At 59.2% G+C, this 21,812-nt stretch carries 28 protein-coding genes; 5 read left to right on the top strand and 23 right to left on the bottom strand.

Annotation, left to right across the window (positions count from 1 at the left end; translation table 11 throughout):
• Window positions 1-11: 11 nt before the first annotated feature.
• From ACA070_RS16555 to ACA070_RS16525, 7 genes are all read right to left on the bottom strand, one after another.
• Entirely contained in the window at window positions 12-401 is a 390-nt protein-coding gene (locus tag ACA070_RS16555; protein ID WP_497447512.1) for a carboxymuconolactone decarboxylase family protein, read from the bottom strand.
• Complete coding sequence (locus ACA070_RS16550) at window positions 398-1,873, bottom strand: NAD-dependent succinate-semialdehyde dehydrogenase (protein WP_497447511.1); 1,476 nt, start codon at window positions 1,871-1,873, stop codon at window positions 398-400. The genes ACA070_RS16555 and ACA070_RS16550 overlap by 4 nt, the downstream gene beginning before the upstream one ends.
• A gap of 71 nt (window positions 1,874-1,944) precedes the next feature.
• Complete coding sequence (locus ACA070_RS16545; RefSeq protein WP_095152789.1) at window positions 1,945-2,430, bottom strand: flavin reductase family protein; 486 nt, start codon at window positions 2,428-2,430, stop codon at window positions 1,945-1,947.
• Window positions 2,431-2,442: 12 nt separating this feature from the next.
• On the bottom strand, window positions 2,443-3,924 hold the full coding sequence (locus tag ACA070_RS16540) for an aldehyde dehydrogenase (protein ID WP_497447510.1): 1,482 nt from the start codon (window positions 3,922-3,924) through the stop codon (window positions 2,443-2,445).
• On the bottom strand, window positions 3,921-4,754 hold the full coding sequence (locus ACA070_RS16535) for an alpha/beta fold hydrolase (protein ID WP_095152791.1): 834 nt from the start codon (window positions 4,752-4,754) through the stop codon (window positions 3,921-3,923). The genes ACA070_RS16540 and ACA070_RS16535 overlap by 4 nt, the downstream gene beginning before the upstream one ends.
• 43 nt (window positions 4,755-4,797) lie before the next feature.
• A complete protein-coding gene (locus tag ACA070_RS16530; protein WP_003182108.1) occupies window positions 4,798-5,388 on the bottom strand; it encodes an amino acid synthesis family protein in 591 nt (196 codons plus the stop codon).
• A 794-nt stretch (window positions 5,389-6,182) separates the two neighbouring features.
• Window positions 6,183-7,019: an NAD(P)H-binding protein gene (locus tag ACA070_RS16525; protein WP_497447509.1), complete on the bottom strand. Its 837-nt coding sequence runs from the start codon at window positions 7,017-7,019 to the stop codon at window positions 6,183-6,185.
• Window positions 7,020-7,198: 179 nt separating this feature from the next.
• Between ACA070_RS16525 and ACA070_RS16520 the strand changes: the two genes are divergently transcribed.
• Complete coding sequence (locus tag ACA070_RS16520; RefSeq protein WP_497447508.1) at window positions 7,199-7,864, top strand: TetR/AcrR family transcriptional regulator; 666 nt, start codon at window positions 7,199-7,201, stop codon at window positions 7,862-7,864.
• A 150-nt stretch (window positions 7,865-8,014) separates the two neighbouring features.
• On the opposite strand, the gene ACA070_RS16515 is transcribed toward ACA070_RS16520, so the two are convergent.
• From ACA070_RS16515 to ACA070_RS16480, 8 genes are all read right to left on the bottom strand, one after another.
• On the bottom strand, window positions 8,015-8,299 hold the full coding sequence (locus ACA070_RS16515; RefSeq protein ID WP_497447507.1) for a hypothetical protein: 285 nt from the start codon (window positions 8,297-8,299) through the stop codon (window positions 8,015-8,017).
• Window positions 8,300-8,603: 304 nt separating this feature from the next.
• On the bottom strand, window positions 8,604-8,834 hold the full coding sequence (locus tag ACA070_RS16510) for a hypothetical protein (protein WP_010460746.1): 231 nt from the start codon (window positions 8,832-8,834) through the stop codon (window positions 8,604-8,606).
• A gap of 115 nt (window positions 8,835-8,949) precedes the next feature.
• The gene (locus tag ACA070_RS16505) at window positions 8,950-9,171 is read right to left on the bottom strand and encodes a hypothetical protein (protein WP_497447506.1); all 222 of its coding nucleotides are present in this window, start codon (window positions 9,169-9,171) and stop codon (window positions 8,950-8,952) included.
• Between the two features lie 72 nt (window positions 9,172-9,243).
• Window positions 9,244-10,284: a DNA topoisomerase IB gene (locus ACA070_RS16500; protein WP_497447505.1), complete on the bottom strand. Its 1,041-nt coding sequence runs from the start codon at window positions 10,282-10,284 to the stop codon at window positions 9,244-9,246.
• 76 nt (window positions 10,285-10,360) lie between these two features.
• Window positions 10,361-11,440 (bottom strand): molybdenum ABC transporter ATP-binding protein, encoded by a 1,080-nt coding sequence (gene modC, locus ACA070_RS16495; RefSeq protein WP_497447504.1) that lies wholly within the window; start codon window positions 11,438-11,440, stop codon window positions 10,361-10,363.
• 3 nt (window positions 11,441-11,443) lie between these two features.
• Complete coding sequence (modB, locus tag ACA070_RS16490; RefSeq protein WP_497447503.1) at window positions 11,444-12,124, bottom strand: molybdate ABC transporter permease subunit; 681 nt, start codon at window positions 12,122-12,124, stop codon at window positions 11,444-11,446.
• Window positions 12,125-12,892 (bottom strand): molybdate ABC transporter substrate-binding protein, encoded by a 768-nt coding sequence (gene modA / locus ACA070_RS16485; RefSeq protein ID WP_497447502.1) that lies wholly within the window; start codon window positions 12,890-12,892, stop codon window positions 12,125-12,127. It lies immediately after the preceding gene.
• A gap of 267 nt (window positions 12,893-13,159) precedes the next feature.
• Window positions 13,160-14,224: an NAD(P)H-dependent flavin oxidoreductase gene (locus tag ACA070_RS16480; RefSeq protein ID WP_497447501.1), complete on the bottom strand. Its 1,065-nt coding sequence runs from the start codon at window positions 14,222-14,224 to the stop codon at window positions 13,160-13,162.
• A gap of 235 nt (window positions 14,225-14,459) precedes the next feature.
• On the opposite strand from ACA070_RS16480, the gene acuI reads away from it, so the two are divergent.
• A complete protein-coding gene (acuI, locus tag ACA070_RS16475; RefSeq protein ID WP_497447500.1) occupies window positions 14,460-15,443 on the top strand; it encodes an acrylyl-CoA reductase (NADPH) in 984 nt (327 codons plus the stop codon).
• Here acuI and ada read toward each other — a convergent pair whose 3' ends face one another.
• The 6 genes from ada to ACA070_RS16445 form a co-directional block, all read right to left on the bottom strand.
• Window positions 15,444-16,508: a bifunctional DNA-binding transcriptional regulator/O6-methylguanine-DNA methyltransferase Ada gene (ada, locus tag ACA070_RS16470; protein ID WP_497447499.1), complete on the bottom strand. Its 1,065-nt coding sequence runs from the start codon at window positions 16,506-16,508 to the stop codon at window positions 15,444-15,446.
• An 87-nt stretch (window positions 16,509-16,595) separates the two neighbouring features.
• Complete coding sequence (gene alkB, locus ACA070_RS16465) at window positions 16,596-17,276, bottom strand: DNA oxidative demethylase AlkB (protein ID WP_497447498.1); 681 nt, start codon at window positions 17,274-17,276, stop codon at window positions 16,596-16,598.
• Window positions 17,266-17,970, bottom strand: a complete 705-nt coding sequence (locus ACA070_RS16460) for a 2OG-Fe(II) oxygenase (protein WP_497447497.1) — start codon at window positions 17,968-17,970, stop codon at window positions 17,266-17,268. The genes alkB and ACA070_RS16460 overlap by 11 nt, the downstream gene beginning before the upstream one ends.
• Window positions 17,967-18,473, bottom strand: coding sequence for a methylated-DNA--[protein]-cysteine S-methyltransferase (locus ACA070_RS16455; RefSeq protein WP_497447496.1), 507 nt, complete (start codon window positions 18,471-18,473; stop codon window positions 17,967-17,969). Before ACA070_RS16455 ends, ACA070_RS16460 begins: the two co-directional genes overlap by 4 nt.
• Before the next feature lie 137 nt (window positions 18,474-18,610).
• Window positions 18,611-18,787, bottom strand: a complete 177-nt coding sequence (locus ACA070_RS16450; RefSeq protein ID WP_497447495.1) for a hypothetical protein — start codon at window positions 18,785-18,787, stop codon at window positions 18,611-18,613.
• A 29-nt stretch (window positions 18,788-18,816) separates the two neighbouring features.
• Complete coding sequence (locus ACA070_RS16445) at window positions 18,817-19,119, bottom strand: DUF1883 domain-containing protein (protein ID WP_497447494.1); 303 nt, start codon at window positions 19,117-19,119, stop codon at window positions 18,817-18,819.
• Between the two features lie 212 nt (window positions 19,120-19,331).
• Between ACA070_RS16445 and ACA070_RS16440 the strand changes: the two genes are divergently transcribed.
• Window positions 19,332-19,688, top strand: coding sequence for a hypothetical protein (locus ACA070_RS16440; RefSeq protein WP_497447493.1), 357 nt, complete (start codon window positions 19,332-19,334; stop codon window positions 19,686-19,688).
• 72 nt (window positions 19,689-19,760) lie between these two features.
• Complete coding sequence (locus tag ACA070_RS16435; protein ID WP_497447492.1) at window positions 19,761-19,991, top strand: hypothetical protein; 231 nt, start codon at window positions 19,761-19,763, stop codon at window positions 19,989-19,991.
• 11 nt (window positions 19,992-20,002) lie between these two features.
• Here ACA070_RS16435 and ACA070_RS16430 read toward each other — a convergent pair whose 3' ends face one another.
• Window positions 20,003-20,284 carry a hypothetical protein gene (locus ACA070_RS16430; protein ID WP_497447491.1) on the bottom strand — a complete coding sequence of 94 codons (282 nt, stop codon included), beginning with the start codon at window positions 20,282-20,284 and terminating at the stop codon, window positions 20,003-20,005.
• Window positions 20,285-20,427: 143 nt separating this feature from the next.
• Window positions 20,428-20,616: a hypothetical protein gene (locus ACA070_RS16425; protein WP_497447490.1), complete on the bottom strand. Its 189-nt coding sequence runs from the start codon at window positions 20,614-20,616 to the stop codon at window positions 20,428-20,430.
• 258 nt (window positions 20,617-20,874) lie between these two features.
• Here ACA070_RS16425 and galU point away from each other — a divergent pair, with 258 nt between their 5' ends.
• Entirely contained in the window at window positions 20,875-21,714 is an 840-nt protein-coding gene (gene galU / locus ACA070_RS16420) for a UTP--glucose-1-phosphate uridylyltransferase GalU (protein WP_010460715.1), read from the top strand.
• Window positions 21,715-21,812 lie beyond the last annotated feature (98 nt).

The following is a 21,812-nucleotide window of genomic DNA, read 5'->3' as shown; positions in this document are numbered from 1 at the left end:
ACAGCCAAGGGTTAACTGGAGGCCTCGGCATCGGCTTCGGCGAACGCTTCACGGGCGAGCCGGAAACTGTCTACGGCAGCGGGGACACCGCAATAAATACCGACCTGAAGCAGAATTTCGCGTATTTGTTCACGAGTCAGTCCGTTACGCAAGGCGCCACGCACATGCAGCTTGAGTTCGTGAGGCCGATTGAGGGCCGAAATCATGGCCAAGTTTATCATGCTGCGCTCTTTAAGCGACAAACCCTCACGGCCCCAGACATGGCCCCAGCAGTACTCGGTGACCATTTCCTGCATCGGCCGGGTGAAGTCGTCGGCGTTCTCGATGGAGCGTTTCACGTAGGCTTCACCCAGCACCTGGGTGCGGATTTTCAGCCCCTGTTTATATTTCTCGTTGCTCATCGCTGTGTACTCCCGAAGTCTTCCAAACCGCCCATCAGGGTGTATTTGAGTTCCAGATAATCCTCGATGCCGTACTTGGAACCTTCACGGCCCAGGCCCGAGGATTTGATGCCGCCAAAAGGCGCGACTTCGGTGGAAATCAGCCCTTCGTTTATCCCGACCATGCCGTACTCCAACGCTTCGCTCATGCGCCAGGCGCGACCCAGATCGCGGGTGTAGCAATAGGCGGCGAGGCCGAATTCGGTGTCGTTGGCCATGTGGATCGCCTCGGCTTCAGTCTCGAAGCGGAACACTGCCGCCAGAGGGCCAAAGGTTTCCTCTTGGGCGACTTTCATTGAGGAGGTCACGCAGGCCAGCACCGTCGGCTGGAAGAAGCCGTGTCCGAGGGCATGACGCTCACCGCCGCAGAGAAGTTGAGCCCCCTGAGCGAGCGCGTCCTGAACGTGGTCTTCGACTTTGGCCACGGCGCGTTCGTTGATCAGCGGACCTTGATTCACGCCGGTGTCAAAACCGCTGCCGACGTGCAGTTGCTTGACCCGCTCAGCGAGGCGAGCGACGAAGGCGTCGTGAATGCCGTCCTGCACCAGGAAGCGATTGACGCATACGCAGGTCTGCCCGGCGTTGCGGAATTTGGCAATCAGCGCACCCTCAACGGCACGCTCCAGGTTGGCGTCGTCGAAGACGATGAAGGGCGCATTGCCCCCCAGTTCCAACGAGACTTTCTTCAGCGTAGGCGCGCACTGGGCCATCAGCAATTTGCCAATGGCGGTGGAGCCGGTGAACGACAGTTTGCGCACCAGCGGACTGGCAGTCAGCTCGCCACCGATGGCCACCGCATCGCCGGTGATCACGTTGAAAATACCTGGCGGAATGCCGGCCTGTTCCGCCAGCGCGGCCATCGCCAATGCCGAGAACGGTGTTTCCGGTGCCGGTTTGACGATGCACGGACAACCGGCAGCGAGCGCCGGGCCGGCCTTGCGGGTGATCATCGCCGCCGGGAAATTCCACGGTGTGATGGCAGCAACGACGCCGATCGGCTCTTTGCTGACCACGATGCGCGCATCGCCTTTATGGCTGGGAATGGTGTCGCCGTAGATGCGCTTGGCTTCTTCGGCAAACCACTCGATAAAGCTCGCGGCGTAGAGGATTTCACCCTTGGCTTCGGCCAGTGGCTTGCCTTGTTCGAGGGTGAGGATTTCTGCCAGCGCATCGGCATTTTCAATCATCAGCGCGTGCCAGCGTTTCAGCGTCTGGCTGCGTTCTTTAGCGGTCAGCGCACGCCAGGCCGGCCATGCTTTATTGGCGGCGGCGATAGCCTGACGGGCGTGCAAGGCACCAAGGTTCGGCACCCGGCCGATCAGCTCGCCGGTGGCCGGGTTAAAGATGTCCTGACAGGCGCCGTCCGGGGCATCTAGCCATTGGCCGTCGATGTAGGCCTGCTGACGGAAAAGTTGCGAGGCTGCTGGGCTCATACCGGCTCCCGTAGTAGTAATAAAAAAAGGGCCACACCGGGGGGTAGTTAGATGCAGCCCAAAAACAGACGTCAGGCCAGGGCGGGCAGGGGACCCAGCTTGCCTTTGTGATAGATCATCGGCGTTACCGGCTGGTCGGGCAGAATCAGATTCTTCACCGCACCGACGATAATCGCGTGGTCACCGCCGTCGTATTCGCGCCACAGTTCGCACTCGATGATCGCCGTGGCTTTGCCCAGCAGCGGGTTGCCCAGTGCGCTGAGGTGCCATTCGATATCCTTGGCCTTGTCCTTGCCTTTACTGGCAAAGGCATAGGCTTCGGCGGTCTGATCGGCAGACAACAAGTGAATCGCAAACTGCTTGCTGTCGCGCAGGATCGGGTACGTGTCAGAGGCATAGTTGGGGCAGAACAGCACCAGTGCCGGATCAATCGACAGCGCACTGAACGCACTGGCGGTAATGCCGACGATGCCGCCATCCGGGTCCAGGGTGGTGACCACCGTGACTCCGGACGGGAACGAGCTCATGACGTCTTTGTAGATGCCGGGTTCGATCATTTCGTCAATCTCCTAGCGCATCACAAACGGATCAGGCATTGGCGCCTGGGAAAGGTTGATCCACACCGTTTTAAGCTCGGTGTAGGCCAGCACCGAATCGATGCCGCTCTCGCGTCCATAGCCGCTGTTCTTGAAGCCGCCGATCGGCGCCATGGCCGACACGGCGCGATAGGTGTTGACCCAGATGATCCCGGAGCGCACGTCCCGGGCGAGGCGATGAGCCCTGCCCAGATCGCGAGTCCAGATGCCGGCAGCGAGGCCGAACTGCGAGTCGTTGGCAATCGCCAGCGCCTCGGCTTCGTCCTTGAATCGAATGACCGAGGCCACCGGACCAAAGACTTCTTCCTGCATGATCTTCATCGAGTTGCGGTCGCATTCGAACAAGGTCGGCTCGTAGAACCAGCCATCGCCCAGATTCTGCGCACGCTTACCGCCCAGACGCAGGCGCGCACCTTCGGCGATGGCATCGGCCACCAGGCCTTCGACGACGGCCAGTTGTTGCGCGGTGGCCATAGGGCCCATTTCGCTGCTGTCTTCCTGCGGGTTACCGATGCGGATGCGTTTGGCGCGTTCGACCAAACGATCGACGAACTCATCGTAGATTTCGTCCTGCACCAACAATCGCGAGCCGGAGACGCAACTCTGACCGGAGGCCGCGTAGATCCCGGCAATCGCGCCGTTGATCGCGCTGTCGAGGTCGGCGTCGGCAAAAATGATGTTGGGCGATTTGCCGCCCAGTTCCAGCGACAACTTGGCGAAGTTCTCGGCGCTGCTGCGCACCACATGCCGTGCCGTCGCGGCGCCACCGGTGAAGGCGATTTTGCGGATCAGCGGATGACGGGTGAGGGCCGCGCCGGTGCTTGGGCCATAGCCGGTAACGACGTTGACCACGCCCGGCGGGATGCCGGCTTCCAGCGCCAGACGGGCCAGCTCGAGAATGGTCGCCGAGGCGTGCTCCGACGGTTTGATCACGATAGTGTTGCCCGCGGCCAGGGCCGGGGCGAGTTTGATCGCGGTCAGGTACAGCGGACTGTTCCAGGGAATGATCGCGGCGACCACGCCCATGGCTTCGTGCACGGTGTAGGCAAACAGGTCCGGCTTGTCGAGGGGCAGGGTGCCGCCTTCGAGTTTGTCCGCCAGGCCTGCGGTGTAGTGGAAGAACTCTGGCAGATAGCTGACCTGGCCACGGGTTTCGCGGATCAGCTTGCCGTTGTCACGGCTTTCCAGCTGCGCCAGATGTTCCTTGTTTTCCGCGATCAGATCGCCCAGGCGTCGCAGCAGTTTGCCGCGGGCGGTGGCGGTCAGACTGCGCCAGGCCGGGCTGTCGAAGGCGCTCTGCGCCGCTTGTACGGCGCGCTCGACGTCGGCTTCGTCGGCATCAGGCAATTCAGCCCAGGCTTCGGCCAGCGCCGGGTTCAGGCTTTCAAAGGTCTTGCCGGACAGGGCATCGACCCATTCACCGCCGATGCACATCTGGAAGCGTGCGAGTGTCATGCAACGATCCCCTTTATTTGGTTTTGTCGGGAGTGCGCGGTGTCGAGAAACCCCAGCAGCAGCTGGTTGACCAGGCGCGGTGATTCTACGGGCATCATATGCCGCTGCTCGGCGAGCACGGCAACTGTCGCGCCGGGAATGCGGGCGGCCAATTGCTCGGCCATTTCCGGTGTCGAACCCGGGTCCAGTTCACCGGTGGCGATCAGGGTCGGCACCTGAATGCTGGCCAGATCATCAGCGCGGTACATGTCCTGGGTCGCGAACAGCTCATAGGTGGTCAGGTAACCCTGCGGGTCATTGTCTGCCAGGGTTTGGCGCAAGGCCGCGATCTGCGCCGGGTTAGCCGCCTGATATTCGCGGCTGAACCAGCGCGACAGGGCGGCTTCGGCGTTGGCATCCGGTCCGTGCTCGGCCGCTTGAGCAGTGCGGGCGATGACGCCGGCACGCTGTTCGGGGCTGCGATTGAACACGCTGTTGAGCACCACCAGACCTTGCAGGCGTTGCGGGTAATGCAAGGCAAATGCCCGCGCTACCAATCCACCCATTGAAAAACCGATCACCGTCGCCTGGGGCAATTGCAGGTGATCGAGCAGCTCCAGCAACTGGTCGGCATAGCCGAGCAGCGGAGTGCCGCTTTCCGGGCGCGGGCTGGCGCCATGGCCCAGCATGTCATAGGCAATCACGCGGTACTTCGTGGCCAGGCCAACGACCTGGCCGCCCCACATTTCTTTGTTCAGGCCCACGCCGTGGATCAAGACCACGGGCTGGCCTTGGCCGGTCGCCAGGTAACTGGTGCCAGCCGGGGTGAGTTCAGCGGTGAGCCGAATCATGGAGCGCTCCTGCATGCCTTTTTGTTGTTCTTACCGACCTTGATTACTGGGCGTTTTCAGCGGCCAGCTCTTCCAGGTCGATGTAACGGTTGCCGATGCGTGGGTGCAGGCGGCCGCCATCGGCGCAACCCAGCACCACCACGATTTCGTCGGCGCGCGGTGCATCTTCGATTTGCATTTCCAGGGTGATGTAGTGCGAACGCAGGCCTTCGTCGTCCTTGTGCATCATCGGGATCTGGATCGAGGTGCCCGGGCCGCCGCGCTTGTTAGTGAAGCTCAGGTAGCTCTTGGCTTTCACCGCTTCACGGTAATGGTTGCCAAAGCGCAGGGTGTGGATGACAGCGGAGGCGTGTTCAATTTCACCGTCGGCGCCCACGACAGCGGCCTTGCCATAAGCCTCGATCTTCTCGGCGCCGCCAATGATGCCCACCAGGCGCTCGACCATCAGCGCACCGAGGTCGGAGCAGTTGGCACGAATTTCCGGTTTCAGGTCTTCGACAAAGCCGCGACCCAGCCAAGGGTTTTTCATCACCACTGCCAAACCGACCATGGTCACTGGCTTATCAGTGGCCTTGCCGCCTTCGATAAAGGTTTCTTCGACATAGCTGACGATCTTGCGGATTTCGAAACTCATGAGCTGCTCCGTGTAGGGTGAGAGTGTCTGTGCGTATGATGGTATACCATAATACCGGCAGCGCAAGTCCCTGAAATGAGTTTCTGGTCGGCAGGCGATAAAAGGAGGGCAGGTATTGAGCCGTTGCCCGGAGTACATCGCTGCATCAAGGCTGGTTCTATCGATCGTGTAGCGGTCGATGGTTGATAGACGGTGAGGCGTACGACTACGGTACCTGTTGGGTCGAAAACCAGGATGTTCATTGCACCGGGATTTGTTGCTGTTCGGAATCACGCCTTGGGGAGGCTGTTATCGCGCTGCTGCTGTTGACGTCCTTGATCTGGACATCGGTCAACCTGCACGTAGGATTCTGGACTGCGGCTTCTATCGAATTCGATGCTCGATGAGTTAGGTGACGTTCGAATCCGAAGACAAGTGCAGTTATGGCTCAGCTACCGAATCGTAAAAAGTTGAGATTTGGAGGGGCCTTCATATGTGATTAAACCAGTGAAGGTAGAAGGGGGCGTGAACCGGCACGTTTTCACGGCGGTTTGACGAGGAACGCAAAAACACCCGGGATATTTTCGTCTACGCGGTGCCCCACTGCGTTCCAGTCGTACCATTGGAAAAGCCCAATGAAGGTACACATAGAGGTACAGAAATTTTCGAACTTAAAATTTTCCTCTATTTTCAGCGACGAAGAGGAGGGTTCGATTCCGGCTTCGACCATACATATCAAAGGCCTGCATGAGGAAACTCATGCAGGCCTTTGTCGTTTCTGCTCCGCAATTTTTGACAGGCAATCCTCGTCGACCTCAACTCTGGTGCCGCCATGCTCCGGAAGCGGCAGTGCGCCGAACGTAATCGCTGAAGTCTCGTGCAGGCCGGCCTAGTGCACGCTGAACCCCATCAGTCAGTGGCGTGTTGCGACCATCGAGCACCGTTGTGAAGAGGTACAACACCAGGTTGATTAACTGGGTTGGAAGCTGTGCCTGTTCTAACGCCTGACGATAATCTTCCGACGGCACAGCGGCGAAACGGATATCGCGCCCGGTTCCCTGAGCGATCTCATCGACCGCCTCGGCAAACGTCAGCGCCCGTGGCCCGGTCAATTCATAGAGTTGGCGCGAGTGCCCGGGTTGGGTCAGCGCCTGGACGGCGATTTCGGCGATGTCCTCCACATCGACGAAGGGTTCCGCGATGTTGCCGACGGGCAGCGCCAGTTCTCCTTCAAGAATGGGCTCCAGAAAATGCGCCTCACTGAAGTTCTGGAAGAACCAGCTTGCCCGCAGGATCGTCCAGTCGACACCGCTGTCCTGTATCACGCGCTCGGCTTGTTCCGCTTCGATCTCGCCGCGCCCGGACAGCAACACCAGTTTGCCGACGCCACTTTTGACGGCCAGGTCGGTAAACGCCTGAACTGTCTCAAGGGCGCCTGGTACGGCGAGGTCCGGCTGATAGGTAATATAAACCGCGTGAACACCATCAAGCGCTGCATCCCAGGTCGTCCGGTCTTCCCAGTCAAAGGGTGGATTCGCCTCGCGCGATCCCAGGCGCACAGTCAATCCCGCGGCGTTGAGATGTTGAGTGATTCTGCGCCCTGTTTTACCGGTCGCACCGAGAACGAGGATGGCGTCTTGTTTGTTTTTCATCGCGTTCATCTCCATCGGGTTATGTGAGTGATGCTCACGTTTAGAAGATGATAAACGCTCATGTTCTGCCGTCAACCAACGTGGGAGAGAAAACCGACGTGCGGACGCAACCTCTTGGGGGCATCCGTGGCGGGTGCTAAGGTGAGTGCTTGTCATGTTATTAATCGGGAACCACGCCAGTGCGAAAGAAAGCCGCCGCAGGGCTTGAGCAACCTGTTTCAGAGCCGAGCCGACGCAATCCCACGCAACAACGCAGTCGCGAGCGCCAGGAGCGAATTCTTGCCGTGGCGACTCAACTGATCGCGACCAAGGGCAGCGATCAAGTCAAGATGAGCGAAATTGCCGAACGCTCTGAGATCTCGATCGGATCGCTTTATCAGTACTTTCCCGACAAGAGTTCGGTCATTCGCACGCTGGCCGAGCGCTACAACGCCGCAAGCCGTCGCTGTATCGAAGAGGCGCTGGTCGCGGTGCAGGATGCGCAAGGGTTGGCGGATGCCTATTCGGACCTGCTGGATCAGTACTACGAGATCGTTCAGGCCGAGCCTGCGATGCGTGATATCTGGTCGGGTATGCAGGCGGACAAGCAGCTGCTGGCGTTGGAGCTGGAGGAGAGTCGCGTGGCGGGCGGGTTGCTGGCCGATGCGATGCTGCGGGTGTTTCCAGGCAGCGATGCGCAGCGAGTTGCTGATTCTGCCTTTCTGATCTGGCAGCTCGGAGAGGCGACCATGCGGCTGGCCATTTCATGTGCGCCCGAGGAGGGGCGGCGGTTGTTTGAAGCATTCAAGCGCATGTCGCTCGCGGAGATCATGGAGCCCATGTGCATGAAAGCGTCGGAGTCATAACCGAATCGGGCTGAGCAGAGCAAGTCGCCCCAAATGCAATTCACTGTGGGAGCGAGCCTGCTCGCGATGGCTGAGTATCAGTCAACATCAATGTTGAAAGACCGTCCTCATCGTGAGCAGGCTCGCTCGCACATTGAATCTTCATTGCCTTTAAACAAAAGGCTGGCCGGTAAAACCACGAGGTAGTCTTTGCAACCCGGTCATGGCGGTAAGCCGTTCTACCCAGGCTGCGCGCCAGTCATTGGCGGTGTGGGTGACTTTGGCCTTGCGTGCAGCACGGCGTGCTGCGTTGCGTTCGTCTTTGCGCGCGTCCTTGAACGCGTCGGTGTTTCGGCAGCTTCTGCACTTAACGCGGGTCAATTCGCTGCTTGATGTGAGATTGCTGCCTTTGTGACCGCAGGCCAGATGCCCGCTGACTTTGAAGTGGGTGACCATGGGACGTCTCCTTCGCGACGTGTGATCGTTTGACCCCCCGATAACGTCGACGTTCGCTGGCTGACAGACAGGCAAAAAAAAGGCCTGCATGCGGGCAGACCAGGGTATTTCTCAAAGGAGTGGTTCACTGTAGGACGTGTGTTGTGAACATTACGTGAAAAGAGGGCCACAAAAAAATCCCGGCGAAAGGCCGGGTGTGTGTGTAGCGCAAGATAATCAGACAGGCACGGGCGCGGTGACGATGGAGTCGCCGTTCATGCTTCCTGAATCAGGCCCTGTACTCGTGTCGCGCGTCCAGATCGAATCATCTGAACCGCGGAAGAGGCGGGTCGACAGGTTTTAACGAAGACAGGGTGTTTCGAATCAGTGGCGCGTCTTTCTCGATGTCGTTCAGGCGGTCACGAATTCTGAGGGCTGTCGGGTGCCCTCCTTGATGATCTACCCAGTCGGCAATCTCCTTGCACGCAGCGGCAAGTCGAGCCTGGCGGGAGTCGAGCAGGGTGAGCAGGGTGGTGATGGACTCTTTTTCGGACATGGCAAACACCTCCGTTCAAGAAACCTGACAAATAGCAGCAAAAAGCCCGCGTGGTGCGAGCTCTCTGCCGATGGGGTCGCTGGTCCTTCAGCTGATTTCAGTATAGACGCAGACTTCAGCCTTGGCGGACCTTCACTTGTGACCTGGCATTGAGCTGCTGGCATTCACGCTTGGCATCTTTTTCAAGATCAAAACCGTCACCGATGAAACCATGGGTGCGGGTATCGAAGATGCGATACCAGACTTCGGCCTCGGGTGGCGAGTGACCAACTTCTCCGGCACGGCGGCCATGAATGATGATCTTGTTGCATTGTTGCACAACGAAAATGTCTTCCATGGCGTCACCGCAGCTGGTTCATGTCCACATCAACTATAGAAGTTCTTTGCGATCGTGCAAAAAACGGACGGGTCATTTCGTCGATTCGGTTGCCGCGATCATCTTTTCCAGATACATGGCCAGCCCGACTTCCTCTGCCCTGAGCCCTTTACGCAGCCTCGGCCGGGGCAGTTGGGCCAGGGCGCCGAGCATGAAGCCTTCGAGCACCGCCGGGTGGATGTAGCACTTGCGGCACACCGCCGGGGTGTTGCCGAGTTGCCTGGCGACGTTCTTGACCATCTCCACCACATGCCGTTTCGCATCCGACTCGGGTTCCCACTGCAACTCGCGCAGCACCGACAACGCCAGAGCACTACCCGCCCAGGTGCGGTAATCCTTGGCCGTGAAGTCGGCGCCGGTAAGGGTTTGCAGGTAGGCATTCACGTCTGAGGAACTGACGGTGTGCCGCTCGCCATTTTCGTCCAGGTACTGAAAGAGGTTTTGCCCGGGAATCTCCAGGCAGCGCTTGATGATTCGCGCCAGGCGTCGGTCTTTTACGGTGATCTGGTGCTCGACACCACTCTTGCCGCGGAACTGGAACAGAATCGCACTGCCGTTGACCTCGACGTGACGGCTGCGCAGGGTGGTCAGGCCGTACGAGCGATTTTCCCGCGCATATTGAGTGTTGCCGACCCGGATCAGCGTCGCATCGAGCAAGGTAATGACGGTGGCCATGACTTTGTCTCGGCTGAAACCGGGTGCGTCCAACAGTGCTTCAAGTTGTTTGCGCAGTTTCGGCAGTGCCAGGCCAAAGTCCCGCAGGCGCGAGTATTTGTCGGCATCGCGGACTTCGCGCCAGCGCACGTGATAACGGTATTGTTTGCGCCCGCGAGCGTCACGCCCGGTGGCTTGCAAATGGCCGCGTGGGTCAGCGCAGATCCACACATTTGTGTAGGCCGGCGGCACCGCAAGGGCGTTGAGGCGTTTTATTTCGTCGGGATCGGTAATGCGCTGGCCTGCCGGATCGAAGTAGCAGAATTTGCCACGCAATAGTTTGCGGGTGATTCCAGGCTGCGTGTCATCGACATAATGCAGGTCGGGTGGCAGCACATCGGGCAGCGCGGTGTCGGACATGGCGAAAATCCTTGGCGATCAAGTCAGGGGGCCTGTACAGCCATTGACCGCGCCCGTTCGCCGTGGTGCCGACGATTTACGCCAGGACGGCCACCGCTTTGATCTGCGCCCAGAGTTGCTGGCCGGGGTGCACGCCCAGTTGGTCCCGGGAGTAGCGAGTGATGCGTGCCAGCAACGGCGTGCCAGCGGCATTCAGGCGGATCAGCACGTGGGCGGCGTTATCGGCGCCGATTTCACTGATCACCGTCACCGGCAAGCGATTGAGGATGCTGCTTTGCTCGACACCTTGCAGGCTCAGGCTGACATCCCGTGCCTGGACCTTGCAGCGCAGTGCCTGACCTTGGCTCATCGGAGCGTGCGCCACGCGAATGCTCAGGTCGGTATCGGGCAGTTGCAACGTCAGCAATTGGTAGTGGGGGTCATAGGCGCTGACCTGTCCTTCAATCACCACGCCGGCATCGTCGCCCAGCGCCAAGGGCAAGTCGAGACGCGCCAGGGTTTCGCCGATGGGGCCACTGGCCAGCGCCTTGCCGTCGCTCATCAGGACGATGTGGTCGGCCAGTCGGGCGACCTCATCCTGAGAGTGGCTGACGTACAGCACCGGGATGTCGAGCTCATCGTGCAGGCGTTGCAGGTAAGGCAGTATTTCGTTTTTGCGCTGGCTGTCCAGCGCCGCCAGCGGTTCGTCCATCAGCAACAGCTTCGGGCTGGTGAGCAGCGCACGGGCGATGCCGATTCGCTGCCGTTCGCCACCGGAGAGGTGCTGCGGATGGCGGTCCAGCAGATGACCGATGCCCAGCAGCTCAGTGGCATGCGCCATGTCGACCCGACGTTGCTGCTTGGGAATGCGCTTGAGACCAAATTCCAGATTGGCCAGCACCGACAGATGGGGAAACAGACTCGCTTCCTGGAAGACGTAACCCAGCGCGCGTTTATGCGGCGGTACGAAAATCTTCCTGTCGCTGTCCTGCCAGACTTCATCGTTGACCTGGATAAAGCCCTGTTCGGGGCGTTCCAGACCAGCGATACAGCGCAGGCACGTGGTCTTCCCTGAACCGGAATGTCCGTAAAGTGCCGTCACCCCACGGCCGGGCAATTGCAGATCCACCTCCAGGGCGAATCCCGAATAATTCAGTTTCAGTCGCGTATGAATCATCGATCAGCTCCAGCCCGCTTTGGTTTTACGGCTGGAGTAGAGCGCCAGCAACACGACAAAGGAGAACACCAGCATTGCCCCGGCCAGCCAATGGGCCTGGGCGTATTCCATGGCTTCAACGTGATCGTAGATCTGCACCGAGACCACGCGGGTCTTGTCGGGAATGTTGCCGCCGATCATCAGCACTACGCCGAACTCGCCGACGGTATGGGCGAAACCGAGAATGGCCGCGGTGATGAAGCCGGGTCGAGCCAGCGGCAGGATCACGCTGAAGAAGGTGTCCCAAGGATTGGCGCGCAAGGTGGCGGCCACCTCCAGCGGGCGAGTGCCAATGGCGGAAAAAGCGTTTTGCAGCGGCTGGACCACAAAGGGCATCGAATACAGCACCGAACCGATCACAAGGCCTGCAAAACTGAAAGTCAGGGTGCCGAGCCCCAGTGACTGGGTGAATTGGCCGACAAAGCCGTGAGGGCCAAGGGCCAACAACAAATAAAAGCCGATCACCGTGGGTGGCAGGACCAGGGGCAGGGCGACGATGGCCCCGACCGGGCCGCGCCACCAGGATTGGGTGCGCGACAGCCATAACGCAATCGGAGTGCCGATGATCAACAGGATAACCGTCGTCAGGGACGCCAGTTTCAGGGTCAGCCAGATGGCGGAAAAGTCGGCACTCGTCAGCGTCATTTAGAGTTGGTAACCGTAGGATTTGATGATAGCGGCGGCTTTTGGTCCCTTGAGGTAGTCAACCAATGCCTTGGCAGCCGGGTTGTCCTTGCCCTTGTTGAGGATCACCGCATCTTGTTTGATCGGGTCGTGCATGTCGGCCGGAACGATCCAGGCCGAACCGCCGGTGACTTTGCCGTCTTTGTAGATCTGCGACAAGGCCACGAAGCCGAGTTCGGCGTTGCCGGTGGAAACGAACTGATAGGCCTGGGTGATGTTCTGGCCCTCAACAACCTTGTCTTTGACCTTGTCGGTCAGTCCCTGCTTGGCCAGCACTTGAGTGGCGGCCAGGCCATAAGGCGCCGCCTTCGGGTTGGCAATGGAGAGATGCTTGTAATCGTTGTTTTTCAGCACATCGCCCTTGGCATCAACGTAACCCTCTTTGGCTGACCACAGCGCCAGCGTGCCGATGGCGTAAGTGAAGCGCGAACCCTTGACGGTATCGCCTTCGGCTTCGAGTTTTTGCGGGGTGGTGTCGTCCGCCGAGAGGAACACTTCGAACGGCGCACCATTCTTGATCTGGGTGTAAAACTGGCCGGTCGCACCAAAGGAGGTGATCAGTTTATGCCCGGTGTCTTTCTCGAAATCTGCAGCGATGGCCTGGAGCGGCGCGGTGAAGTTGGCCGCGACGGCCACCTGGACTTCGTCCGCCTGAGCGGACCCGAAAGCGAATACAGCGAGCAGGCTTGCGAGGCAGATGGGGGCAAAACGTGAGTCACGAATGGACATGAAACGGCTCCGTTATAGGCAAATGCAGCGAGGTGTAACGCTATATAGCGAAATATATAGCGAAATGCCTGAAAACGGAATTGTTGGACGCTGAAGTCGCGCATGACCTGTAGCAGCTGCCGAGTAACACGAGGCTGCGTTCGGCTGCGAAGCAGTCGTAAATCCAGGCGCCACGGTTAACCTGAATGACCGCGGTGGCTGGTTTGACGACTGCTGCGCAGCCGAACGCAGCCTCGTGTTACTCGGCAGCTGCTACAACAACATGCGTTACCGATGAAGCAACTTGGCCAGGCCTTCCTCCGCCAAACGCCGGGTCAGCTCCGCCGTGGTCATTTCAACGCCCAACGTGAACGCCTGCCCGGCCCAGAGGTTGCTGAAATCCGCTTCACCCTTGGCGCGCAACGGCATCAACGCACCACCGGCCAAAGGGAAGGCTGGTGCTTTATCGCTCATGGGCCCGAGTTCGCGCATCACCCGATTGAGAATCCCCCGTGCCGGGCGGCCGGTGAAAAGGTTGGTCACCGCGGTTTCGCTTTCCTTGGCTGTGCGCAACGCTTTGTGGTGAGACGCGCTGACCTTGGCTTCCGGCGTGAACAGATAAGCCGTCCCCACCTGCACCGCAGAAGCGCCCAACAGAAACGCCGCCGCAACGCCCCGGGCATCGCTGATCCCGCCCGCTGCAATTACCGGCACTTTTACCGCATCGACGATCTGAGGCACGAGGGCGAATGTGCCCACCTGGCTGCTCAAGTCATCGCTGAGAAACATCCCGCGATGTCCGCCCGCCTCGTAGCCCATGGCGATGATCGCGTCGCAGCCCTGTTGTTCCAGCCAGATGGCTTCTTCGACCGTAGTCGCCGAAGAGAGAATTTTCGCCCCCGTGGCTTTTACTCGATCCAGCAGCGATTTTTCCGGCAGGCCGAAGTGAAAGCTCACGACTTCGGGGCGAAATTCTTCGAGCACTTCGCAGGCGGCGTTATCGAAAGGGGCGCGATTGGATACCGGCGTGGGTGCATCAAAATCGACGCCCAGTTCCCGGTAATAAGGTTCCAGCAAATTCTTCCAGTCCCGAGCGCGTTGCTCATCGGCGGCTGGCGTCTGATGGCAAAAATAGTTGATGTTGAACGGGCGCTGGCTGTGTTGACGGATGGTCGTCAGCTCTTCGCGCAGCTGTTCGATGCTCAGCATTGCCGCAGGCATCGAGCCCAGGCCGCCGGCGTTACTCGCCGCGATGACCATGGCCGAACCGGTTGCTCCGGCCATGGGGGCCTGGATGATCGGCAGTTCAATGCCAAGCAGGTCAAGAATGCGGGTGTCTGGCCATTGGCTCATTTGAATAATTCTCCGACGGGTAGACCGGTTTTTTACCAGCAATGGCTGACGCAGGGCCAGCCGACTTTTGTATCCGGGACGTTTTCCGGTATTCCAGGACCGAAAAAAAAGCGTAGCCGCATGTCATGGAAAGGCTCGGCGCTTTGGCGGTTTGGCTAAAGTCTTGTACGGCCAGATGTTTCTTTGTGGTATTTCAATGGCCTCACCACCTGATTGATTCCATTGAGAGGCAATGATGTTCAAAGGTATTTTGATCGACAAAGACGACAGCGGTTACCGGGCCACACTGCAAGAGATCAATGACGATCAACTGCCTGAGGGCGATGTGACGGTGCGCGTGGCGTACAGCACGCTGAACTTCAAGGATGGCCTGGCGATCACCGGCAGCAGCCCGGTGGTCAGGAAATTCCCGATGGTGCCGGGGATCGATCTGGCCGGTACGGTCGAAGTCAGTGATCATCCGGACTACAAGGTGGGAGACCAGGTCCTGCTCAATGGCTGGGGCGTGGGTGAAGGGCATTGGGGCGGACTGGCGCAAAAAGCGCGACTTAATGGCGACTGGCTGATTGCTTTACCCAAGGAATTCACCGCGGCCCAGGCCATGGCAATCGGCACGGCCGGTTACACGGCGATGCTGTGCATCCTGGCGCTGGAACATAACGGCGTAACGCCTGAGCAGGGCGAAGTCCTGGTCACCGGTGCCAACGGCGGTGTAGGCAGTTTCGCCATCGCGCTGCTGAGCAAGCTCGGCTATCGCGTCGTGGCGTCCACGGGCCGCACCTCCGAGCACGATTATCTCAAGCAACTGGGTGCCAGGGAGATCATCGATCGCGCCACGCTTTCCGAGCCGGGCAAACCGTTGGCCAAGGAGCGCTGGGCGGCGGTGATCGATTCGGTCGGCAGCCACACGTTGGCCAACGCCTGCGCCAGCACCAAGGCCAATGGCACGATCGCCGCCTGTGGGCTGGCACAAGGCATGGACTTTCCGGCCTCCGTCGCGCCGTTCATTTTGCGCGGCGTGACATTGGCCGGGATCAACAGCGTGACCCAGCCCAAAGCCAAACGGGTACAGGCCTGGAATCGCCTGGCCAAGGATCTGGACTTCACGTTGCTGCCGCTGATCAGCCATGAAATCGGCTTGAGCGAAGCCATCGACGCCGCGCCGTGCTTGCTCGCCGGGCAATTGCGCGGGCGGGTTGTGGTCGATGTGAATCGCTGATCAGCGAGTCTCGCGTTCCAGCAACTGGCGCTTGCGTTCAACGCCCCAGCGATAGCCCGACAGGTTGCCGTCACTGCGCACCACGCGGTGGCAAGGAATCGCCACCGCAATGCTGTTCGCGCCACAGGCCTGGGCCACGGCGCGCACGGCTTTGGGAGCGCCGATACGCTGAGCGATATCGGCGTAGCTCGCGGTACTGCCCGCAGGAATCTCCCGCAGTGCCTGCCAGACTCGCTCCTGAAACGCCGTACCGCGCACGTCCAGCGGCAAGTCCAGGCCAATGGCCGGGGCTTCGATAAACCCCACAACCTTGGCGATCAACTGCTCGAACGCGTGATCGGAGCCAATCAGATTCGCACGCCGAAACTTGTCCTGAAGATCGCAGACCAGTTGATGCGGATCATCCCCCAACAATATCGCGCAAACGCCGCGTTCACTTTGCGCCACCAGAATCGCCCCCAGGGAACACTGACCGACGGCAAAGCGGATGTCGGTGTTCTGGCCCGCCGCGCGGTAATCGCCGGGCTTCATGCCCAGCAGCTGATCGGCCGACTCATAGAAGCGACTATTGGAGTTGAAACCGGCGTCGTACAGGGCGTCGGTGACCGAGCCGCCGTCGGCCAGGCGTTCGCGAACCTTGCGTGAGCGATGGGCCGTGGCGTAACCCTTGGGTGTCAGCCCGGTCACCGCTTTGAACACTCGGTGAAAGTGGAAGCTGCTCAGACCCGCAGCGTCTGCCAGTTCAGTCAACGCAGGTAGATTTTCGGCGGACTCAATGTACCGGCAAGCGGCGGCCACGGTTGCCGCGTGCTGTGCGGCGGCGTCGCTTTGATCCTTTGTGGCCCGTTTGCTCGGACGATAACCCGCCGCCTGGGCTTGTTCCGCCGTGTCGAAAAACTCGACATTCTGCGGGTTCGGCAAGCGCGCCAGGCTGCTGGGGCGGCAATAGATCCCGGTGGTTTTCACGGCATAGACAAACTGCCCGTCGGCGCCGGGATCCCGTGCAACGACGGCGGCCCAGCGAGGATCGTTCTCGGTGGCAATCTTTGTCGAATGAGTTGTCATGGCTTCATGTCCGTTGACCCGTTTCCTTCAGATTAACCAGCCCGCAAAACCGCGGCACCCCGAGTCTTGCGGTTGAATTCGAGGGCTTCATCCGGCGGTTCGAAAGGTGAAGTTGATCCGTTGTTCACCCAGGCGCGGGTGATGGCCGTCCTTGATCGGCAGCACGCCGTGATAACGCAAGCGATCAACGCCGCCCCAGACCACGATATCGCCATGCAACAGCGGTACGCGTTGGCTTTTATCGCTTCGTTCAAAACCGCCAAACAGGAAGATGGCAGGCAACCCCAGCGACACCGAAACGATCGGTGCTGCGTAGGAACCTTCGTCCTTGTCCTGGTGCAATGACATCTTCGCCCCGGGGACATAGCGGTTGATCAGGCAGGAATCCGGCACAAAATCGGCAAATCCCGCTTCCCGTGCCGCGGCCTGTGCCAGTTCGAAAAACACCTGGGGCATCTCGGGCCAGGGTTTTCCGGTCTGTGGGTCATTGCGCGTGTATTTGTAGCCGCTGCGGTCCGTGGTCCAGCCCCAGGTGCCGCAACTGCTCAAGGCCACCGACATGGTAAAGCCGCCGGGCGTGATCATCTGCCGAAACGGCGCGGCCGTCAGAACCGCTTCCAGTGCGGGTAGCAACTGATCGAGCCGGGGCAGGGCGAAGCCGCGCAAGACGTAGGACTGTTCGCCGATCTGCTCGCGTCTTGGCGCTTGCTCGGGCTCGGCGTCGGCAAACAAATCCAGGGTGGTCGGGCTCATGGGGTCATAACGCATCGTGAAAGATGATTCCAAGGGTATGCCGTTTTCCACTGTGCAGGCGACTCACGCCATGGCGCATCGTCACTCGGTAATAGCCACGAACGCCTTTGACCGGGCGCTGGCTGACCGCAAAGATCAAACCATCGCCTTTTTTCAGACCGATAACCTGAGGCCGTGACTGCATCCGCGGGCGTTGTTCGGTCAGCACAAACTCGCCGCCGGTGAAATCTTCGTCCGGTTCTGACAGAAGAATCGCCACTTGCAGCGGGAACACGTGTTCGCCGTACAGATCCTGATGCAAGCAGTTGTAGTCCTGCGGGCCATATTGCAGCAATAACGGAGTCGGGCGCTCCTGACCGGCGGCATGGCAGCGTTGCAGAAATGCTTCGTGCGTGTCCGGGAAACGGGTCGGCAGGTCCATGCATTCGTACCAGCGGTTGGCGATCGGCACCAGCCGAGGGTAGAGCGCGCTGCGCAAGCGGGCGACCGGGTCCGGTAGCGGGTATTTGAAATACTTGTACTCGCCACGGCCAAAGCCGTGACGCGCCATCACAACTTGCGAGCGAAAGGGGCCTGGCTGGGCGTAGAGGGCGCTGACTTCGTCGCACGTCTGCGTACTTAAAAGCGACTTGATGACGGCGCAGCCATCCTGATCGAGTTGTTGCTCCAGGGTTGCCCAGTCCAGCGCATCGAAGGCTTGCTCGCTCATCGTTGAGCCTCGCGATCCAGCAACTGCCGTTTGCGCTCCAATCCCCAGCGATAGCCGCCAAGGCTGCCGTCCTGGCGCAGCACCCGATGGCAAGGCACGATAACGGCCACCGGATTTGCGCCACAGGCATTCGCCACCGCCCGAAAAGCGCTGGGCTGGCCAAGGCGTTGGGCGATATCGCGGTAGCTGGCGGTTTCGCCGACGGGGATTTGCCGCAAGACTTCCCAGACCCGGCGTTGAAATACGCTGCCGGTCAAATCCAGTGGCAGATCGAGTGCGCTGCGCGGGTCTTCGAGGTGCCGCAGGGTTTGCTCCAAAGCCGGCATCAAACCTTCATCGTGCTGCGGGGTGGGTTGGCCGGGGAAGCGCCGAGCCAGATCGCGCTCGAGCGTGATCAAGTCGTTGCCAAGCAACAACGCGCACAGGCCCTCGGCGCTGAACGCCAGCATCAAGACGCCAAGGCTGGAAGTGCCGCTGATGTAGCGAATCGGGGAAGTAAGCATGTTCTGACTCCTTAACCAAAGGTCGAGGTGGCCAGTCTAGGGAGCGCCATGGGAGTGAACACTCCGGCGCTTGCGGTCGAATTCGAAACGGGCGCGGAGCATGACGTCCTTGTTGTCGCTCCGGATGCCGGGTCGCGTTACAGCGCTTTGCTGACGGCGATGTCGCTGATGACGTCTTCGCTCGAACCATGAAGGGCGTCCAGCGCGACTTTGGCTTCTTCTTCGGTGCCGTTTTCAAGCTGGGCAAATTCGAAGCGGCGTTCGCCGTTGAGTTTGTATTTGATGACGTACTTGGTCGTCTGGGCCACGGTCATACCTGCCTGTCTTCGTGTGGGAGCGTCACTCAGCTCAGTTTCGTGCTGGAGCGACGGATGATCTTGATCGAGTGCGTCAGGGTCGGTTTGCGGGTCACGCTGATCGGCCGGCGGTTGACCGTGTCGATGGTGATGTTCCAGAAACCGGTAGTTGGCGCAGTGATTCGGGCCGGGAAGGTGTCGAACGCACCGCCGTGGTAAGTGTGACGGCCGCCGTTCTTGAAGCTGCGGAAGTTGGCGTCGTTCATCAAACGGATGTTGCAAGTTTGGGAGCACTGGATGACGACGATGTCGTCTTCGTTGAGGTGCTCGCGCTGGTGGATAAATTTCATGAGGCGCCTCCAGAAGGGCTTTTTCTACAAAATCAAAACGATAGCATGGGCGATTGGCGCAGTTTATCAGCCCGGACAGGTTATTATCCGGTCGTCGGGGTTCGCTTTGACAATTAAAAACAGTTATTCGGAATTCTATGAGCGATAAACGCAGTGAGCCTCGGAGAAAATTGGCATTTGTGCTGTCGGAGGGTCTTTATCGGAGGTTATATATGAAGTGGGGTTCGTTGGTCTTGCCGTTGGCATTGGTAGTGAGTGGCTGTGCGAGTGTCTCGGAGATTAACCAGACGCTGCCTACCATGAACGTGATCTCAGGCAAAAAGCCCAATGAGTACGCGCAATGTCTGGTTGAAAAACTGGCCGACAGTCGTGGTGCCCTGCAAGTGGAGTCGCACAAGGACGGGATGCGCGTGATCGTACCGGCGAAATTCTCGACGGCCCCGGCAGCGGTGTTCGACATCGAAGACCGCTCGGGTGGCAGCGGTATCAAGCTGCATGAGCGCATGTCCAATGTGCCGGTGCGTCCAAAGGACGTACAGAAAGCCGCCAATGCGTGCATTTCCGGCTGATAGACTGGCCACTGTTCATACCGATGCCGTCAAAGTCATGCTTTGGCGGCATTGTCATTTCTGGAGTCAAGCATGAAGCGAGAGCAGGTACGGGAATGCCATGCAGAGGGGCTGATCTCTGCCACCCACGTCATTCAAAATCCGGCGAATCCCGGGGAATGGATCGTATTTTTCAAGAAAAGCGCCGGGCGCAGTTATTTCCTGGTGGATGATAATGACGAGGTCGAATCGTTTGGTCGTCTCGACGATTTGATCGAGACCGTGCGCGGCCTCGGGATCAAATTCGCGGAAATTCACATGTAGGGCAGGGCGCCTTACTTGCAGACCACCACGACGCTGCGGTTCTTGAAGTTGCCGACATCAACGCCCAGGGTCTTGTCGCTTTCCTCGGGCGCCGGTGTTCCATCGGTGCCGACAATCCGGTAGCCGGTACCGGCGCAGGACGCATCGGCTTTTTCATAGCACGTGGCCCAGGAATTGGCTTCGCCGGAGCAATCGATTGCCAAACCTTGCTCGCCGTTGTTCAGGTACATCTTTTCGGAAGTGGCGCAACCGCTCAGGGCCAGGATCGCAATCAGGGGCAAAAATCTGTTCATGTTCATAGTGTCGTCTTCAGCGAGGGGGGGCTAGACGCTCTGACAGCGCCAGTGTGAAAAGGTTATAGCGATTGGCCACTTGTTTGCACCCGACCACAAAAAAGCCCTGCTCGATGGCAGGGCTCTGCGAGTGCTGCAGGAGATCAATCCTGATTCTTGCCGCGTCGCTTTGGCGCGGGGGGCGTGTAGTCGAGCACCGACGCCACTTCAATCGCCATCGCTTCGGTGGGTAACGGCCCGGAAACATCTTCGCCATTGGTGGCGGTAATGTGCCACTGGCCATCTTTTCCTATGTCGACCGTGTACCCGTTGATGATTTTTGCTACGGTCATCTATCTGTCTCGTTCACTGGTTCAAAGTCGCCATGATACCGGCAAATGCTCGCATCGGGGGACGATAAGCGTATGGTAGTCCAGTTTGCCGGCCTCTTTGAGCTACGCTGATTTGACCGCACAAAAATGCGGATGGAACTATCCGCGGGAATATTTCTCTATGATGGCATCGGTTAGCCAGTGCGGGGCATTGTAAGGTGCACGCCGCCTGATTAGACTGCGCCGAAACTCGTACACACAGCCCTTTCAAGGACTTATATGATCAAGAAATGCTTGTTCCCAGCAGCCGGTTACGGTACTCGCTTCCTGCCAGCGACTAAAGCCATGCCCAAAGAAATGCTGCCGGTGGTAAACAAGCCACTGATCCAGTACGGCGTCGAAGAAGCACTGGACGCTGGTTTGACTGAAATCTCCATCGTCACCGGTCGCGGTAAACGCGCCCTGGAAGACCACTTCGACATCAGCTACGAGCTGGAAAACCAGATCAAAGGCACCGACAAAGAGAAGTATCTGGTCGGTATCCGCAAGCTGCTCGACAACTGCTCGTTCTCCTACACCCGCCAGACCGAAATGAAAGGCCTGGGCCACGCGATTCTGACCGGTCGGCCGTTGATCGGCGACGAACCGTTCGCCGTAGTCCTGGCGGATGACTTGTGTGTCAATCTGGAAGGCGACGGCGTACTGACCCAGATGGTCAAGCTGTACAAGCAGTTCCGCTGCTCGATCGTTGCTATCCAGGAAGTCGATCCGCAAGAAACTCACAAGTACGGCGTTATTGCCGGTGAAATGATCCGCGACGACATCTACCGTGTTCACAGCATGGTCGAGAAGCCAAAGCCTGAAGATGCACCGTCGAACCTGGCGATCATCGGCCGTTACATCCTGACCCCGGACATCTTCGACCTGATCGAACAAACCGAGCCAGGCAAGGGTGGTGAAATCCAGATCACCGACGCTCTGATGAAGCAAGCCCAGAACGGCTGCGTCATGGCCTACAAGTTCAAAGGCAAGCGGTTTGACTGCGGTGGCGCCGAAGGCTACATCGACGCGACCAACTTCTGCTTCGAGAACTTCTACAAGACTGGCAAGGCTTACTGATAGCGCTTGACCTACTTGTATTGAAAAGCCACCTTCGGGTGGCTTTTTCATTTTCCGCCCCCATATCGCTTGCAGCGCTTGCCCAACGGACGTCTGCG

The sequence above is a fragment of the Pseudomonas sp. LBUM1678 genome (assembly GCF_059695575.1).
This window is presented reverse-complemented; position numbering and strand designations above follow the sequence as displayed.

Coding starts and splice junctions, on each gene's coding strand:
- acuI (WP_497447500.1), top strand. CDS start 14,460: ATGTTCAAAGGTATTTTGATCGACAAAGACGACAGCGGTTACCGGGCC.
- ACA070_RS16530 (WP_003182108.1), bottom strand. CDS start 5,388: ATGAGTTTCGAAATCCGCAAGATCGTCAGCTATGTCGAAGAAACCTTT.
- ACA070_RS16505 (WP_497447506.1), bottom strand. CDS start 9,171: ATGGAAGACATTTTCGTTGTGCAACAATGCAACAAGATCATCATTCAT.
- ACA070_RS16555 (WP_497447512.1), bottom strand. CDS start 401: ATGAGCAACGAGAAATATAAACAGGGGCTGAAAATCCGCACCCAGGTG.
- ACA070_RS16525 (WP_497447509.1), bottom strand. CDS start 7,019: ATGAAAAACAAACAAGACGCCATCCTCGTTCTCGGTGCGACCGGTAAA.
- ACA070_RS16430 (WP_497447491.1), bottom strand. CDS start 20,284: ATGAACAGATTTTTGCCCCTGATTGCGATCCTGGCCCTGAGCGGTTGC.
- ACA070_RS16550 (WP_497447511.1), bottom strand. CDS start 1,873: ATGAGCCCAGCAGCCTCGCAACTTTTCCGTCAGCAGGCCTACATCGAC.
- modA (WP_497447502.1), bottom strand. CDS start 12,892: ATGTCCATTCGTGACTCACGTTTTGCCCCCATCTGCCTCGCAAGCCTG.
- ACA070_RS16510 (WP_010460746.1), bottom strand. CDS start 8,834: ATGTCCGAAAAAGAGTCCATCACCACCCTGCTCACCCTGCTCGACTCC.
- alkB (WP_497447498.1), bottom strand. CDS start 17,276: ATGCGTTATGACCCCATGAGCCCGACCACCCTGGATTTGTTTGCCGAC.
- ACA070_RS16445 (WP_497447494.1), bottom strand. CDS start 19,119: ATGAAATTTATCCACCAGCGCGAGCACCTCAACGAAGACGACATCGTC.
- ACA070_RS16440 (WP_497447493.1), top strand. CDS start 19,332: ATGAAGTGGGGTTCGTTGGTCTTGCCGTTGGCATTGGTAGTGAGTGGC.
- modB (WP_497447503.1), bottom strand. CDS start 12,124: ATGACGCTGACGAGTGCCGACTTTTCCGCCATCTGGCTGACCCTGAAA.
- galU (WP_010460715.1), top strand. CDS start 20,875: ATGATCAAGAAATGCTTGTTCCCAGCAGCCGGTTACGGTACTCGCTTC.
- ACA070_RS16480 (WP_497447501.1), bottom strand. CDS start 14,224: ATGAGCCAATGGCCAGACACCCGCATTCTTGACCTGCTTGGCATTGAA.
- ACA070_RS16455 (WP_497447496.1), bottom strand. CDS start 18,473: ATGCTTACTTCCCCGATTCGCTACATCAGCGGCACTTCCAGCCTTGGC.
- modC (WP_497447504.1), bottom strand. CDS start 11,440: ATGATTCATACGCGACTGAAACTGAATTATTCGGGATTCGCCCTGGAG.
- ACA070_RS16540 (WP_497447510.1), bottom strand. CDS start 3,924: ATGACACTCGCACGCTTCCAGATGTGCATCGGCGGTGAATGGGTCGAT.
- ACA070_RS16515 (WP_497447507.1), bottom strand. CDS start 8,299: ATGGTCACCCACTTCAAAGTCAGCGGGCATCTGGCCTGCGGTCACAAA.
- ACA070_RS16460 (WP_497447497.1), bottom strand. CDS start 17,970: ATGAGCGAGCAAGCCTTCGATGCGCTGGACTGGGCAACCCTGGAGCAA.
- ACA070_RS16450 (WP_497447495.1), bottom strand. CDS start 18,787: ATGACCGTGGCCCAGACGACCAAGTACGTCATCAAATACAAACTCAAC.
- ACA070_RS16545 (WP_095152789.1), bottom strand. CDS start 2,430: ATGATCGAACCCGGCATCTACAAAGACGTCATGAGCTCGTTCCCGTCC.
- ada (WP_497447499.1), bottom strand. CDS start 16,508: ATGACAACTCATTCGACAAAGATTGCCACCGAGAACGATCCTCGCTGG.
- ACA070_RS16500 (WP_497447505.1), bottom strand. CDS start 10,284: ATGTCCGACACCGCGCTGCCCGATGTGCTGCCACCCGACCTGCATTAT.
- ACA070_RS16535 (WP_095152791.1), bottom strand. CDS start 4,754: ATGATTCGGCTCACCGCTGAACTCACCCCGGCTGGCACCAGTTACCTG.
- ACA070_RS16425 (WP_497447490.1), bottom strand. CDS start 20,616: ATGACCGTAGCAAAAATCATCAACGGGTACACGGTCGACATAGGAAAA.
- ACA070_RS16435 (WP_497447492.1), top strand. CDS start 19,761: ATGAAGCGAGAGCAGGTACGGGAATGCCATGCAGAGGGGCTGATCTCT.